Annotated in this window: 12 protein-coding genes and 1 pseudogene; 5 read left to right on the top strand and 8 right to left on the bottom strand. The window is 68.6% G+C overall.

The window, feature by feature from the left end; translation table 11 throughout:
* Positions 1–61: 61 nt before the first annotated feature.
* Entirely contained in the window at positions 62–2,734 is a 2,673-nt protein-coding gene (locus tag AB8A24_RS41130; protein ID WP_369479061.1) for an ATP/GTP-binding protein, read from the bottom strand.
* A 480-nt stretch (positions 2,735–3,214) separates the two neighbouring features.
* Here AB8A24_RS41130 and AB8A24_RS41125 point away from each other — a divergent pair, with 480 nt between their 5' ends.
* The 3 genes from AB8A24_RS41125 (at position 3,215) to AB8A24_RS41115 (ending at position 4,980) form a co-directional block, all read left to right on the top strand.
* Entirely contained in the window at positions 3,215–3,871 is a 657-nt protein-coding gene (locus AB8A24_RS41125; RefSeq protein ID WP_369479060.1) for a hypothetical protein, read from the top strand.
* A gap of 40 nt (positions 3,872–3,911) precedes the next feature.
* Positions 3,912–4,505 carry a hypothetical protein gene (locus AB8A24_RS41120; RefSeq protein WP_369479059.1) on the top strand — a complete coding sequence of 198 codons (594 nt, stop codon included), beginning with the start codon at positions 3,912–3,914 and terminating at the stop codon, positions 4,503–4,505.
* Between the two features lie 262 nt (positions 4,506–4,767).
* Positions 4,768–4,980: a hypothetical protein gene (locus tag AB8A24_RS41115; RefSeq protein ID WP_369479058.1), complete on the top strand. Its 213-nt coding sequence runs from the start codon at positions 4,768–4,770 to the stop codon at positions 4,978–4,980.
* A 255-nt stretch (positions 4,981–5,235) separates the two neighbouring features.
* Here AB8A24_RS41115 and AB8A24_RS41110 read toward each other — a convergent pair whose 3' ends face one another.
* The 3 genes from AB8A24_RS41110 to AB8A24_RS41100 form a co-directional block, all read right to left on the bottom strand.
* Complete coding sequence (locus tag AB8A24_RS41110; protein WP_369479057.1) at positions 5,236–6,381, bottom strand: zeta toxin family protein; 1,146 nt, start codon at positions 6,379–6,381, stop codon at positions 5,236–5,238.
* A gap of 310 nt (positions 6,382–6,691) precedes the next feature.
* Positions 6,692–7,246, bottom strand: coding sequence for a hypothetical protein (locus tag AB8A24_RS41105; protein WP_369479056.1), 555 nt, complete (start codon positions 7,244–7,246; stop codon positions 6,692–6,694).
* A gap of 14 nt (positions 7,247–7,260) precedes the next feature.
* On the bottom strand, positions 7,261–7,944 hold the full coding sequence (locus AB8A24_RS41100) for an RNA polymerase sigma factor (RefSeq protein ID WP_369479055.1): 684 nt from the start codon (positions 7,942–7,944) through the stop codon (positions 7,261–7,263).
* 412 nt (positions 7,945–8,356) lie between these two features.
* Between AB8A24_RS41100 and AB8A24_RS41095 the strand changes: the two genes are divergently transcribed.
* Complete coding sequence (locus AB8A24_RS41095; protein ID WP_369479054.1) at positions 8,357–8,635, top strand: hypothetical protein; 279 nt, start codon at positions 8,357–8,359, stop codon at positions 8,633–8,635.
* On the opposite strand, the gene AB8A24_RS41090 is transcribed toward AB8A24_RS41095, so the two are convergent.
* The gene (locus AB8A24_RS41090; RefSeq protein ID WP_369479053.1) at positions 8,596–10,326 is read right to left on the bottom strand and encodes a zeta toxin family protein; all 1,731 of its coding nucleotides are present in this window, start codon (positions 10,324–10,326) and stop codon (positions 8,596–8,598) included. The two genes, AB8A24_RS41095 and AB8A24_RS41090, sit on opposite strands and share 40 nt — an antisense overlap.
* A 225-nt stretch (positions 10,327–10,551) precedes the next feature.
* Here AB8A24_RS41090 and AB8A24_RS41085 point away from each other — a divergent pair.
* Positions 10,552–10,806, top strand: a pseudogene (locus AB8A24_RS41085) (helix-turn-helix transcriptional regulator); the annotation flags it as partial.
* Between the two features lie 749 nt (positions 10,807–11,555).
* Here the strand turns inward: AB8A24_RS41085 and AB8A24_RS41080 are convergent.
* From AB8A24_RS41080 to AB8A24_RS41070, 3 genes are all read right to left on the bottom strand, one after another.
* Positions 11,556–11,930 (bottom strand): DUF6009 family protein, encoded by a 375-nt coding sequence (locus AB8A24_RS41080; protein ID WP_030732496.1) that lies wholly within the window; start codon positions 11,928–11,930, stop codon positions 11,556–11,558.
* A complete protein-coding gene (locus tag AB8A24_RS41075) occupies positions 11,927–13,321 on the bottom strand; it encodes a phage/plasmid primase, P4 family (protein WP_369479065.1) in 1,395 nt (464 codons plus the stop codon). The genes AB8A24_RS41080 and AB8A24_RS41075 overlap by 4 nt, the downstream gene beginning before the upstream one ends.
* A 116-nt stretch (positions 13,322–13,437) precedes the next feature.
* Positions 13,438–14,541 (bottom strand): bifunctional DNA primase/polymerase, encoded by a 1,104-nt coding sequence (locus AB8A24_RS41070; protein ID WP_369479064.1) that lies wholly within the window; start codon positions 14,539–14,541, stop codon positions 13,438–13,440.
* Between the last annotated feature and the right edge of the window lie 178 nt (positions 14,542–14,719).

Genomic DNA, 14,719 nt, shown 5'->3' with positions numbered 1-14,719 from the left:
CCCCGATCCGTGCGCGGTGCGATCCCCCGAACCCTTGCCCCACGCGGCGAGGCGGTTGTGGCTATCGGCCGATGTGGACGCGGCGGGTGCGGACGAGGTCCTGCCAGCGGGCGCGTACGGTGTCGGTCCCGTCGATCCACTGCGTAGCGGGGGGACCGGGCAGGGGCAGGTCTGCCATGTAGTGGGCGATGTCGACGTAGTAGGCGTAGTCGCCGCCCCGGGTGAGTTCGCTCAGGCGGTCGATGACCGCGCGGACCTTGGCCGGCTCGTCGGCGACGGCGTGGTGGAAGGCGAGGGCGAGTTCAAGGACGGCTTCGGCCGCGGTGATGCCCGCGTCGCGGATCTCCGTACGCAGCGCGCGGGCGGCGCCGAGGCCGTGGAGCGTGCCCGCATCACGCACGAGGGCGGCGATCCGCAAGGTGAAGCCGGTGGCGCGGAGGTCGAGGCCGGTGAGGTACTGCTCGGCGAGGTGGAGCTCGTCGTCCGCGCGGTCGGGTTCGGTGAAGGCGAGGACGAGGGCGCGCTGGGCCTGGCTGGTGGCGCGTTCGCCGGCGACGCCGTGGTGCTCTGCCTGGTCGCGTGCGGTGGCGTAGGCGTCGGCCGCTCGGTGCATGTCGCCGTGGGGCCACAGGATGTCGCCTTCGATGCGGTGCTGGCGGCCGGCCCAGCCGAGGGTGCGGGCGGTGGTGAGCGCGGTGGGGAAGTCGCCGGCGAGGCGGGCGAGGTGGGCGAGGCCGCGGCGGGCGGCGGGGGCGAGGCGGCCGTCGCCGTCGGCGACGAGCTGCATCCCGGCACGTGAGCCGGCGGAGTCGCCGAGGTCGCGCTGCGCCTTGGCCAGGTAGTAGACGGCCATCTCGTGCACGTCGGTGGGTAGCAGTCCGGTCCGGGTGACTGCGGCGAGGCGGGAGGCGGTGAGGGAGCGGTGTTCGTGCTGGCGGCGGGCGAGGGCGGCCAGGAGCTCGACGAGGGCGTCGGCCGGGGTCTCCAGGGCTGTGTCGGCGTCGGGGCGGGCCGGTGGGGCGATCGGCTCCCAGACCGAGTCGCCGACGTATGACCAGGCGGCGTCGGTGAGCCAGTCGAGGTCGAGGTGGAAGTCTCGGGCCAGGGCGAGTCCTTGGCGCAGGCATCCGACCAGGAGGATCCGGTCCCGGCCGGTGTGGTCCTGCCACTGGGCGCCGAGCGCGGCCAGTGCCCGGGCGGCGGCCTGTTCCCAGTCGCGGGGGGACCAGCGGTCGTCGGCGTGGTCGTCGGTGCTGCGGATGGTGGAGCGGATCAGGCCGTGCAGGTGGTAGGGCCAGATCCCGAAGGGGTTCTCGCGGACGAAGGGCCGCTCGATCAGCCGCAAGGCCGGCGCCTCGTGCTGGAGTCCGGCGGCCGCGGTGGCCAGGGTCAGGTCGAAGGAGTCGAGCAGGGCGACCGAGCGCAGCACGTGGCGCTCGTCGGGGGTGAGGTCGGACAGGGTGCGGGCGATCAGTGCGGGGAAGTCGTGGTCGAAGTCGGCCGGGACCGGGGTGTGGCCGGTGCGGCGGAGTTCGAGGAAGCGCATGACGGCCAGGTCTAGGTAGAGGGGAAGGCCGTGGGAGCGGTCGGTGATGACCTGGCGGATGTCGGCGCTGATGAGGGGCCGGCCGTCGCGGGTGAGTCGGCGGGCGAGGTGGTCGTCGCAGTCCTCGGGGGAGAAGTCGCCGACGAGGACCTGTCGCCCGTGGCCCGTGGCCGGTCGGGTGGCGCGGGCTGCCGGGACGCTGCCGGCGGGGGAGGTCAGGCTCGGCCATGCGGTCGGGCCGGTGTAGTCGAGTTGTCCCTGGAGGCCGGGGTCGGCCCACTGCAGGCGTGATCGGCCGGTGACGACGAAGAACGCGTTCGGCATGAGCCACACCACCCGCTGGATCAGGCGTTCCAGGTCGCGGTGGGTGCGGTCGCCGACGTCCTCGAAGGTGTCGAGCAGGATGACGGGCATCGTCTTCTTGTTCGCGGGCAGCTGGGCGAGCTCCCAGGCCAGGAGGTGCGGGTAGAAGGACAGGGCGTCCAGGTCCGGCTCGGCGTCCAGCAGGTCCTCCAGCCGGGCGCAGCCGGCCAGCGCCCGGACCGTCTGTCGGCGTTCGCGCAGCGCCTTGACCAGGGAGCCGGTGAGGGCGCCGACGGCGGAGCCGACGGTGCCGGGCAGGAGCAGGGCCTGGGCGACGTCGGAGAGCGCGGACTGCATCTGCTGCGGCATCGCCTTGCCGAACTTCGCGGCCAGGCCACCACGGGTCAGGTACTCCTCCAGGCTTTCGCCGGGGTGCTGCTGTTCCCAGTAGCGGCGCAGCGCGATGTCGAAGGCGGGCAGCGGCTGACCGAGTTCGGCGAGCGCGGCGCGGATGGTGAGCACCAGGTCCTCGAACGAGGTGCTCGCCGAGCGCGACAGGTCGATGCGCACGGGCAGGATGCGTTCGCCGGACCAGGCGGGCTCGCCCCACTGCGCCGGCCGCTGGTCGGCGCCCGCGAGCGCGGCCTCCAGCTTCCTCGACAGGGTCGTCTTGCCGATTCCGCCGACCCCGTGGAACACGATGACGTTGTTCCGCGGCCGCTCCAGGTCCTCGACGTCGAAGCCGGGGTCCGCGACATGCCGCAGGTGCTCGGCCAGCGCCGCCGCGACCAGCTCCCACTGCGCCTGACGGTTCGTGAACGCCTCCGACGTCGCCACCGTGCGGTCGTTCGTACTGAACAGCGCCCTGAGATCCCTGCCTGCCACAACGCCCCCGGCCTCGTTGATCAACTGTGCTCAACCTATGTGCACTGCACTTCGTTTGGAGGAAGCATCTCGCGGATCGCCCGGCTTCGTGCGAAGCCGGGAAGGGCGGCCGGGCGTATCACGGCAGATGCCGAACGGATCCCGCCTGACGGATCCTCCGGGTGCCGGCCGACTGATGGCCATAAGCCGCTGAACACTCCCTGGACGGCAGCCATGTCAAATTTCGCCACGATGGGAATTTTTCGCCGCCCCCACCAAAAGGGCCAGGGAATACATTCCATATACAACAAGCCGTTTCGGCTAGAAACACACTTTGCTTTTGAGGTTGACATGAGCCTTCTGTGTGACCTGGAACACACTCCGATGGGGTCGGTTGACCGCCTCGATGGAAAACGAACAGGATTCCGCGCAACCGGGCCCGTACACGATTCCTTCGATTTTCAACGGGCCCGTACCTTCAATCTCACTTTGAGGAGTGTCATGAAGAAGATTGCTTCCCGACCGCAGGGGCGAGGAATCGCTACGCTCGCGGCCGCAGCCGGACTGGCTGTCGCCCTGACCGCGACCCTGGGGTCCGGAGTTTCCTATGCCAAGGGCACCGACTCCTTACGCCCGGCAGGCTCGATCTCCGCAGACGGCAAATTCTTCACACCCGGTCCGAACACCGTGGTCAAGAGGAACGCGGGCGCGGCCGAAAGTAGCCTGCCGTCCACTGAGATGACCACCCCGGTTGCCCCGGCACCGGCAGGAACCCAGGACTACGGTGTGATCAAGAACGCGCACTGGATAGGCCAGCAGTGCGGTACGGACCTGATTGAGCAGACGAGCGGGCGCGGCAAGGCCACGCTCGTTCTGTCGGTCGAGAGGAGCGTCGCCACGGTTGTCTCGAAGGAGGCCAACATCGACCTCAAGTACATCTCGGCGGGCATGGGCTGGAGCGTCACGAACACGTACTCGGTCAAGAACGAGACGCGCTACGAAGTGCCTGACGGCAAGTGGGGAGTCGTGCAGGCCTTCCCGCTCTACGACGTGTACGAGGGAGATGTGTACGTGGGTGTGGGTGGCGGCCTGCCCACGGGCAAGAGGGTCTGGGCCAGCAAGCCCGTGGGTGTCTGCTTCAATCAGTGGGCAGAGTAACGAAACCCTGAATAATCGATCTGAGTGAGGTGCAGCCCCGATGGCTCGAAACAAGTGGACTCCAGCCGTTGGGGCTGCCCTCATTTTGTTACTCGCAGGATGCGAGGGTGGTGGCAGCTCTGATCCTGAATCACCCTCCGTCGGTACGCGGGTCAGCCCGCTGGCTGAATTGAATCCGATTTCGGTTGCCGGTGACCCTCTGGCTGAAGTGCAGGGCGCCGTGAAGATTCTTGCCGAGTTGCAATACACCCAGAGTCGTCTTATCGCCTATGCGAACAGTGGCTCCTGTGGAATTCTCGTCCTGGCCGACAACGAGTCCAAGGGAAAGCGAATCCATCTGGTGTCCAAGTGGCCTGCCGAAGGTGAGGGGAGCAACGTCTACCCTGCGGGCCCGTACAACAGTGCCTCCGGGGCCGGAGGCACCGGGACCTGGGCATCCGTGCTGTGCAGCAGAAACGCCATGGTGATCGAGTACGCCCCAGGTGAAGAGGGCGGTCCGAAAGAGAGCCGTGGGCAGGTCGCCGTCACATCGGTCCCCAATGATCCGGCCACCTCGCGGATCATCATCGGAGACCCTGGTGCACGCCAGCAGATCGAGGGCAAGGCGCAGCGTCAGGGAGCCTCCACTCCGTAGCGCAGGCCGTCCGAGCGCCGCTCGTGACCGCCGCGCAGATCCTGGGCGGCCTTGCTCCGGTTCGACCGCGCCGCCACCAGCGACGACGCCTGCCCCTGATGGTGTGCCGCTGCTTGCGCGGCGCATCCAGGTCCATCCGCGGCATCTCGTCGATGAGTTGCCTGTACGGATCCGGCGCGGTCGGTCGCGGCGGCAGTTGCTTCCTGGGTCCCGGCCGGACTGAGTCCACGGCCTTCCTGCCCCCCGCCACGACACGTTGTACTTGCGCTCGATCTTCCGGGTCTTCGTCCTGGCACGGTGGTCGCGCCGGATCGCCGCGTACAGCTCGACCTTCGACATCTGCGGCATGACCAGGACCCTTTACCAGGAGCATCCCGATGCCGCCCTGGCAAAAACCCTGGTGACTTCGAAGCTCATGTCACAACGCGTGAACAAGGCCAACGGCCAGATCCTCCGGATCACGAGACTTTGGTGAAGCCCGGCTGCGGTTCATGTGCCTGGGTGGGTGCTGTTGCCGCAGCGCAACCCGAGGCGCACGCGGTGCGGGTTCCTTGGCACGGAGCGCAGGGCGCTGAACAATGGCGGGACCTCCGACTGGAAGGCCGACCTGCTGTGCCCGACGAACTTCCGCACTGTGCGCGGCCTCCCGCATGCACGCCGGCCCTGGAGGTTGGCCACGGGGCGGCGGAGGAGTCGATCCGGCTGGTGATCGCCTGGTACTCCGAGCAGATCATGGAGCAACGTCGGGCTGCGGCGCCGGATCAGGTACGCCTGGAGGAGCTGCTGGCGGCACGTCGGGGGTGCCTGGAGGATCAGCGCGCGCTGGGTGAGGCAACGGCCGAGGAGGTGGCGGGGATCCTCGCCGCGTACGCGGCCCGCTATCGGGACCTGACGTCGCCCTGACCGCGCTCGCTGCGGTGGGCCGGGGTGTGGCGTCGTCCGAGGGCCGCGGTGCCGGGAGCATGGCGCGCGCGGCGAAGGTCCGCATCAGCGGTGTGGCCAGTGCCGTGATCGCCGACAGCTCGGCCTGATGCTCGGGCAGCGCGCGGGCCAGCGTGTTCTGGACGGTGAGGAACGTCGCGGCCTCGGCCGGCGTGTAGGGGCGGGTCCGTTCCGCGATCAGCGCGTCGAAAACTGTCTGCTTCGCCTCGCGGCTGCTGGAGGCTTCGGCCCGGCGAAGCGGGATGAGACCGCGCCGGGTCACCAGGACGCTGGAGGTCCGCGGGTGTGCGAGGGCGCTGGCGATCACGGAGGGCAGCGCGCTGTAGCAGGCGTCGTGACCGGCCACGGAGGTGAAGCGGGCGGGCAGACCCTGCTGCTGGAGCAGCACGTAGCGGTGGGCGGCGCCTTGCCGGCTGTCGGCGGCGCGTACGGCCAGGACGACGATCTCGATCCGGTAGCCGGCCTCGATGAAGGGCAGGGCGCTGGCCCAGAAGTCGTCTGCGTCGGCGGGGGCGGCCTCGATGATGAGGTCGCCGCGGCGGGCCCGTACGTAGGCCTCGGCCTGTGCGCACCAGCGGCGGTAGTCGCCGCGGATCTCGGTTCCGGCCGTCCGGGGATGCGTGCGAAGGAGGCGGTGGTAGTCGGGGTGCATCGCCTTGAAGTCGTCGCCGCAGATGCGGATGGCGCCGCGGGCGCGCAGTGCGCGCTGGAGCTGGTCGGCGGTGCGGGACTTGCCGGACCCGGGCTGCCCGAGGACGTATACGGCGACGGGGCGCTCGTGGGGGGTGATGCCGTTCAGGAAGGACGGGACGATGTCCTCGTCGAAGATCTGCTGGTGCTCTTTGGCGCTGAGCGTGCGGCGGGCCTGGTTGGCCGGTGCCGGCGCGGGCGGCGCCGGGTGGGGCGTCTCGGTGACCGGGTGCTGGGAATTCACCGCTCCTCCTCCTCGGATATTTATCGAGGAGACGGCGTGAGGGGCTCGAATCGGTCAGTGCTGGAGAAAATAAATGAGAGGAGCCTGGCCCCACCGTGTGGTGGGGCCAGGCTCCTGGCGGAGTTGTGGTCAGATCTCACTGTCGAACTGGATGGTTACGGTCTCACCCCCGAGGGACCTCTAACCTTCCTTTCGCACCCGTGGATCCAGTGGGCTCTACTTCGCCTCCTTCCAAGATATTACCCGGCACAGCTTAGGACTGTCACCTTCCCTGGGGCTGATGGCACATATCATCAGTTCTCCTTTCTGATCATGTCGGGTGGTGCGCCCGACTGGGTACGATCCGATCACGTTGACCGATACTTGAAGGTGCTTGACGCCCCTTCTGGTCCCTCGATTGTTCGAGCAGGTGCATCCGCTGTGAGAGGGACTCAACCTCTTGAAGGGCGCTGGGCCGCTCTTCGTTTTCATTCAGTGAAAGGTCGGCGACTTTGGCGACCGCCACTTCGTCGCTGGCCTGTGCTGCGTGGAGCCACCACGCGTGTGCCGCTTCCTCTTCGTCGACGACCTCGATGATCTCTGCGATTCTCCGGTAGACGCCTCCTGTCTCCTCGTCCTCAGCCACACGGATGAGCCCGTGCAGCTCGTCCAGGAGCTCCTCCCTGCTGGGCAGGTCAAACGGCTCCTGGGCATCCCCCTCAACTCCGCCGTGCCATGGGTCGGCCCCGTGGGGGCCGACCACGCTGGCATCCGGGCGGTAGGCGATTCCGAGCGCGGGCAGGACCCGCGCAAGGAACGCCCCCGCATCGAACCGTTCGCCGGATCGGGGATCTACGGCCGCCTCGAGACGTTGTTCAACGTCCATGGCCGCCTCCCTCCCTATTCCTGCTTCTCGGCTTCTCTGAGAAGGGCCATCGCCTTCTTCTCTTCTCGACCGACGGTACTCACGGATATCTTCAGTTCAGTCGCGATGTCCGCGACTTGCATCTCTTCGAAGTACCGCATCGTGACGATATCCCGCTGCCTGGCCGGCAGGAGTTTCAGCATTCCCGCCAGGTGCATTCTCTGCACGACTTTGAGATATTCCCGATCCAGTACCTCACGCTCTAGCCGTAACTGGACTGCTTTTCCACTTTCACTCCTCTCTTTTCTCAGCAGGTCGTAGTAACTTTTGATTACGCAGGTGCTCGCGTATCGCGGCCTGTTCTCGACCGTGCGCCGGATGCGATTCCAGTTGAGCCACAATTTTTCCGTGGCCACCTGGAGGGCGTCCTGCGACCGGTGATAGTTCTTCTCTTGCCGGAAGGCAATTCGGAACAGCCGCTCAACGTTCGCTTCGAGAAAGTCGACGAACTCTTTGTCGAATTCCTGCGCCGTGGCCGTCCGGGGCTGATGGGCGGAGGCGAGGCCGCACGACAGCTGGAAGGGCACGTGGTTGTGCTGGTGCGAGCGGGCGGGTGTGGCACCCACCTGCCCCCCTGCTGCTCGACGCGGCGCCAGCACAGTCACCTGGGCGGGCGCCGTGCCGGTGCAGCACGGATAGAAGGGGTCGCCGATCAGCATCGACGGCTCCTTTACCGGTAGGGCGTCTCGGACCCTCGGCCCAGTGAGGGACCGAGTCCGACAGACCGAGGAAGCTGGTCCTGATAGGGAGACGCCGCGGCGCGGCCTCATCTGTCATCCCATTCCAAGATTTTTTGAACTCTGTCGTCCGGGCAATCCGCAGACACGAGTTCATGCAGGTCGCAGACGTACAGGAGCACGCGTCCGGATCCGAGCCGAGCCGGATTTCGCTGACGGGCCCTCTGGTGCGGCCGGGGCGAACGGGCTTCGCGGCGCGCCGGACACCGCCGGCAAGGTCGCCGCGGACCTGCAGCCCTCGGCGGTGGATGCTGCCGCCTGCCGCTGACGCGGCGGCAGAAGTGGAGGAGAATGATCCTTTTACCGTCAAGATCATTTCAGAAGGGTGGTCCCCGTGTCGGACCCGAACACTGCCGGCTTCGAGCCCCTGGACGGCGACGAGGACCAGCTCGCGCGCGACGCCGTGCGGGAGGTCATCGCCTTCTACAACGCCCGCATCGTCGACGAGCGCCGGGCGCCCGTCCCGCAGGACGAGCGGATCGAGCAGCTGAAGGCGGCCAGGCAGGCCGCGATCGACGACCAGGCGCGCCTGGAGACCGCTGGCCCCGGCGATGCTGCCCGTATCGCAGCCGACTACGCGGCCCGACTGAAGGGACTCACCGAGCAGGCATAGCGCCCGGCGGGCAGGGGCAGCGGCCACACCACGGGGCGGGGCCGACCGATTCGAGCCGGCTGCATCCCGGACGGCATCAGCGGCCGGGCCAGCCCCGCGATCTCGTCCAGCTCCCGCCGGTGCCGTGGCAGCACCGCCCGCAGCGCCCGGTGCAGCGCCAGGAACGCGGCTGCCTCCGCCTCGGTGTAGGGGCGGGCCCGCTCCGCGGCGAGCGCCCGGGCCAGCTGGGTGCTGCCGTGCTCGGAGCGCAGCAGGGCCTGGCCGTCACGGCGGATCAGGGTCACGGCCGAGATCGCCGGGTGGCCCGCGGCGATGTCGGCGATGTCGGTGAGCGCGCGGAAGCACTGGTCGTGCCCGGTGCGGGAGGTGAAGCGCCCGTTGATGCCCAGCTTCTGGGCGCGGGCGTAGCGCAGGGCGGTGGCGAGGCGGCTGTCCGCCTCCCGGACGGCCAGCACCACGAGCTCGACCGGGTACCCGGCGCGGTGGAAGGGCTCCGCGCCGGCGAGGAACTCGGGGATGCTGCCGGGGGCGCCTTCTACGAGGGCGTCCCCGCGCTGCCGGCGTACGTACTCCTCGGCTTCGGCGAACCAGGCCCGGTAGTCGGCGCGGACAGCGGCGCCGGCGTTGCGCGGGTCCTCTTGCAGCAGGCGCAGGTAGTCCGGGTGGGACACCTTGAAGTCGTCGCCCACCAGGTGGGTCGTACCCGGGCGCATGGCCCGGCGGACCATCCTGGCCGTCGTCGACTTGCCCGCGCCCGGCTGGCCCAGCACGTACACCACGCGCGGGTCCTCACGCGGCACGACGCCGCTCAGGTACGACGGGGCGATCAGCTCGTCGAAGATCCAGCGATGTTCCTCGGCCGACAGCCGGTGGTAGTCCACGCCGGGCGCGCCCTTGCGCGGCTGGGCGATACGCCGGACCGGTTCGGCGAGCGCGGCCGCCCGCTCGGCGTCCCGCTGGACGGCCAGACGCCGGTCCTCGCAGTGCAGTTCGCGGTGCAACCGCTGATCGGTCCGTGCGAGATCGCGGCGGAAGACCGCGGTCTCCTGGGCGCTCCAGGGCCGGGACCGCTCGCACACCACCGCCCGGTCCGCCGCCGGCCGCCGCCGCCAGACCCCGCCGGTGAGTTCGTTGTCGTAGAGGACGGTACCGTCGCGCCGCACCACGGTGATGCGGTCGGCCAGCTGCTCGGCCTCGATCACTGCCAGCGTCACCAGCATCTGCCGTGCGCAGGTGTCGTGGTTCTCCCACGACACGTACCGGCCCCCGCCGTCGATCGCCTCGGACAGAAAGCGGTCCAGGACACCGAGCTGGCTCCACGCCTCCGCCGTCGCCACCACCACGATCTCGATCCGGTGGCCGGCGCTCCGGTACGCCGTCGCAGACGTACGGAACTCGGCTGGGTCGGCAAGGGCCGACTCGACCACGGCGTCGAACCCGCGCTCGCGGACATGGTCTTCGAGCCCTGCCTGCCAGCGGCTGATGTCCGGACGCACCTTCACCCCGGCAGTGCGGACGTCTTCGGCCAGGAACTCGGGGTACCGGGAGTGCGCCGCCTTGTACAGGTCGCGTCCGATCCGGACGGCGCCCCCTCGGCGGTCCAACGAGGCCTGCACCAGGTCGGATATCCAGGTCTTGCCTGCACCGGGCTGGCCGCCCACGATCACCACGACCGGTCGTTCCTGTCGCACAGCAGTTGCCGTAGCAGCCGGAAGGATCACGCGCTGTAAGACGCCGCGACTCTCCGCCTCGGACATCCGGATCGACTCGATGCCCGCGCCTCCCACCCCGCCCCCTTCGCCCCTCTGCGTGCTGTGCCCTTGGCCGGTCAACATAGCATTCGATGCGCATTTCAAGTGCGAACTACGAGTGATCCACGTGCGTTTCAGATAGGATGAACGTTGGAGGTGATCCGTGTGACCAGCGACGAGCAGGTCCTGTTCAGCGCGGTCGACGCGCTGCTGGAACAGGTCGCCCAGCACCCCCTGCCGCCACCGGCAGAGCGCAAGCGACTCCGGGAATCCGCAGGTCTCAGCCAGGACCAGATCGCGAAAGCCCTGCAGGCGCGACGCGAGTCGGTGGGGAACTGGGAGGCCGGCCGCAGTGAGCCGCGGCCACCGAAGCGCGCCGCATACGCCCGACTGCTCGAAGGGCTCGCCACGCGCTTCCCTGCCCCGGACGCTCCTCCGCCCGTGTCTGCGATACCGCAGACGTTCACTGGCCTCGCGCCAGCTGCCGACGCCAGCGCCACGCCGCCGATACCATCGACCGGCAAGACAACCGCTCCTCCTTCCTCCGAGGGGCCCGGCATTCCGCACCCGCCGGTCCCTCCCGTCCGGGCGTCTTCGGCGTCTGGCGCGCCAGACGCCGCGAAGGCCCCGGCCCGTCCTACAGCCACCAAGCTCGCTTTCTAGCGACGCCCGGGTGCGAAGAAACGTCGCCACCACCACGGCCGCTCACCGACCCGCGCTACGAGAACGGGCCGCTAGCTGTGATCCCCGACTCACTCCCGGAACGCATCCTGGAAGCCTTGCCGTGCGAGGTCCACACGCCCCGCCCCAAACTTGGGCGAGGAACTCGTAGCCAGTCAGGAGCGGGTGGACGAGGACGGTGCCCTTGCGCTGCCCGATCGCGCGGGAGGCGACGGACCGGGTGAACCCGAGGCGTTCGGCGATGTCCTGTTGCAGGATGCGGACCAGGTCGCCGGGCTCCCGTCGGGCGGTGAGAATCTCGAAGACAGGTGTCCCCGCAGGCGCTCGGTTCGGGGCTCATCGCTGACTCGGCTCCGATCCGCCGCCAGCATTCTCGCTTCAGTCGCTTCCAGAAAGTTGCAGGTCGGAGCCCCTTCGACAGAAGGGCAGCGACTGAAGCGACCGAAGATCAGACACATGTTCTCGTTTTCGGGTTCTCGGCGGGAACCTTAGACGTCGGCGGCTTGCGCCGGCCTCTCCGACCGTTGGGTCTTCCGGCCCTTGCTCCCAGCCGTCAGTGTGGTCGGGTCCACTGCTTCGGCCGGGGCTCCGGAGGCGTAGAGGCCGTCCGGGACGGTGTCGCGGTCGTGGGGCAGGAGCCAGAAGACGCGGCGACGGAAGGTCCCGCTGGAGCGGGAGGGCTTTGCCTGAGGCCCCAGTTGGGCATAGCCGACGAGGCGGCCGTCGCGGTGGTAAGCGGGTTTGCCTCGGCGGGTGGGGAGCCGGTCAAGGGACTGGCGGACGTAGTCGAGTTCGGTGACGTCCTCGAGCCAGACCAGGTCGACTTCGTGGTGGATCTCGTCGTCGGAGATGAGCGAGCTCATGCGTTCCCCTCCTCTGCGAGCAGTCCGATGCCGGGGTAGTACTTCTTCGAGTTGGACAAGATCATTTCTTTGGGTGAGGCCAGGCCTACGAGCTCGCGGGCCCGGGCCGCGAAGGCTCGGGAGGAGATGGTGGGCGCGCCTTCATTCTGGCACCAGGTGCGGTAGACGCTGTAGAGGCGAGCTTGTTCGGCTCGGTGGTCGGCGTGGAAGGTGCAGCATTCGTCGAAGAAGCGGCCGGTGTGGTCTTCGGTTTCCGCGTACGCGGTGGTCGCGATCCGGACCGGGGCGGGGCCGGTGAGGTCTTTCTCGCCGGCGAGGTAGCGGCGTGCGCCGTCGATGAGCCAGGCGAGGATGCCGGGGCCCTCCTCGGTGACGAGGATGTCGGCGAGGTTGTCGATCTTCCGGTCGTCGGAGACGACCTTCTCGAAGGGGACGAGCCTCATGCGGCGCCAGAAGGCGAAGCCTCCGGTGCCGACCTCGGGGCGGTGGTTGCCGATGAGCCAGAGTTTGTGGGTGGGGGCGAAGGAGAAGAAGTCCTGCCTCATCCGGCGGGCCTTGATCCGGTCGCCGCCGGTGAGGAGCTTGACTCGGGCTTCGTCGAACTTGTCGCCCGGCTTGACCTCTGAGCAGACGATGACGCGTCGGCCGTGGAGCTCGGCGAGTTCGGTGGGGTGGCCGTCGAAGGTGCGGGCCATCAGGAAGCCGGGCGGGGCGGCGTCGGCGTAGTCGCCCAGGAGCTTCATGAGGACGTCGAGGAGAACGGACTTGCCGTTCTTGCCGGCTCCGAAGAGGAAGGGCATGACCTGGGCTCCGACGTCTCCGGTGATGGAGTAGCCGAGCATCAGGTGCAGGAAGTCGATCATCTCCCGGCCTTCGGCGTCGGCGCCGAAGGTGTCGGTCAGGAACCGTTCCCAGCGGGGGGTGGGCTGCTGCTTGGGGCCGGTGGAGGTCGAGCGGGAGTGGAAGTCCTTGTCGGGCTGGGGCGCGCGGATGAGTCCGGTGTACAGGTCGACGATGCCCGCGGGGGTGCACAGGGCGTACGGGTCGGCGTCGAGGAGCTCGGCTCGCAGGACCATGCCGGGGGCCGACTTGGCCTGGGTGAGCATCGCGTTCATTCCGGAGGTGCTCAGCGCCCGGCGGCGGTGCTTCTGCAGCGACTGGTTGCTGTGGATACCGCGGGGGTCGGTCGTTGCGATGGCCTCGGCAAGGTCTCCGGCGGCCCAGACGACTGTGTCGTCCTCGTCGACCTGCCAGCGGGTGGTGTCCCAGCGGTACCAACCCAGGCCGGGGACGTGGCGGTAGTCGCCCGCGTACAGGCGGACGAAGAGCTTGGCGTTGCCGCGGTCGCTGAGGGTGTCGGGCAGGAGCCCTGTGGCGGTCGCGTGATCCATGTGCGTCCGTTCGCCGCCCTGAGCAGGCAGCGGCGGCGGGGCCTGGGCGAGGATCTGTGCGGCGACGGCCTCGGGGTCGAAGTCGAAGAGGAAGCCGTCGGTTTCGGGTGCGGGGCTCACCGGCGGCCTCCAAGGTGCAGGGGGCGCTTGGCGCCGGCGGCCATGCCGCTGCGGATGATCTGGGCCGATCGGTGCTCCTGCCCGGGACGGGCTGCCGTAGCAGCTTCCGTCAGTGCTTCCCGGGCGGCGGAGTCGGTGAGATGGCCTGCTGCGACAAGCCCGCCCAGGCTGTACGCGGCTCTGTTGAGCTTCTCCGTGTAGCCAGCACCCTCTGCAACCTGGGCGCATGCTGTGACGTCGGCGAGGAGGGCAGTCAGGAGGCGCGAGGTTTTGTCCTGTCCTCCGCCGGCTGCGAGGACTGCCTGGCGGGCACGCGGCGGAACGGGACGGGGTGCAGGAATGTGAGGAGCGGGCAGGTGACCGGTCCGCTGGAGTTCCTGAGCCAGCCACGCGGGCAGTGGGGCCGGCTGCCGGACCTTCCCCAGCGGCTTGTACGTCCCCGTCGGCGTGCTCGTACCCGGCGCGACGATGTAGCCGCCGTGCGCGCGGACATCGACCTGCCAGGCGAGAGCCCTCTTTCCGGATCCGGTGGAGCACTGCCACTGACGGCCGTCGGTGGCTCGGTACCAGACGTGCATGCCGCCCGAGGGAGTCCGTACACGCAAGGTCGAATCGTCATCCGCGGGAGAGGTCTCACTGCGGAGAGCTGCCAGCACGGCCAAGGAGTGAAAGCCCGTTCGCAGGCCTCGCAGATCGACAGCGTCCCCGACCGGGATCCCCGGAAGGAGCCGGTCACGGGACAGCAGGTCACTCGCGTGCGCATCGATGTCGATGACGACAAGGTCTGCGGGCCCGCAGGCAACGCCGACGCCCAGGGCCGGGTTGCTGGTCCACCAGTCTTCGATGCGGGAGTAGTCCAGGGTCGCGGCATGGAAACCATGACACCAGCGGCCGGCCTGCAAGCAGGGGCAGTCAGTGTGAGTGTGGCCCGGTTCAGCGCAGTCCCGGCAGTTGGCAGTGGGTGTCTTGCGACCAGGAGCAAGGGGGTGGACAGGCCAGCCGTTACTGGCACACCACCGTGCCAGTCTCAGACCAGCGACCGAGCGCTCAGAGGTCGACTGCCCTGAGTCGCTGCGAGAAAACCGCAGCTCAGAAGGCATGTACTTCCCCTCGCAGCGACTGAAGCGACTCAACGACGAACACAGACTAGCGAAGTCAGCCAGGAACCGTGCGCAGCGTGTCGGGGCCATCTGGCCCGGCGTTGGGCTTGATCCGCTTTGACGGACATCGGAGATCAGGGGTTTCGGCCCCGGAAGGATGATGTTCATCATGGAGAGC

Source organism: Streptomyces sp. BF23-19 (assembly GCF_041106355.1).
GTDB lineage: Bacteria > Actinomycetota > Actinomycetes > Streptomycetales > Streptomycetaceae > Streptomyces > Streptomyces virginiae_A.
Note: the sequence above shows the minus strand (reverse complement) of the source record. Positions and strands in the feature narration are given on the sequence as shown.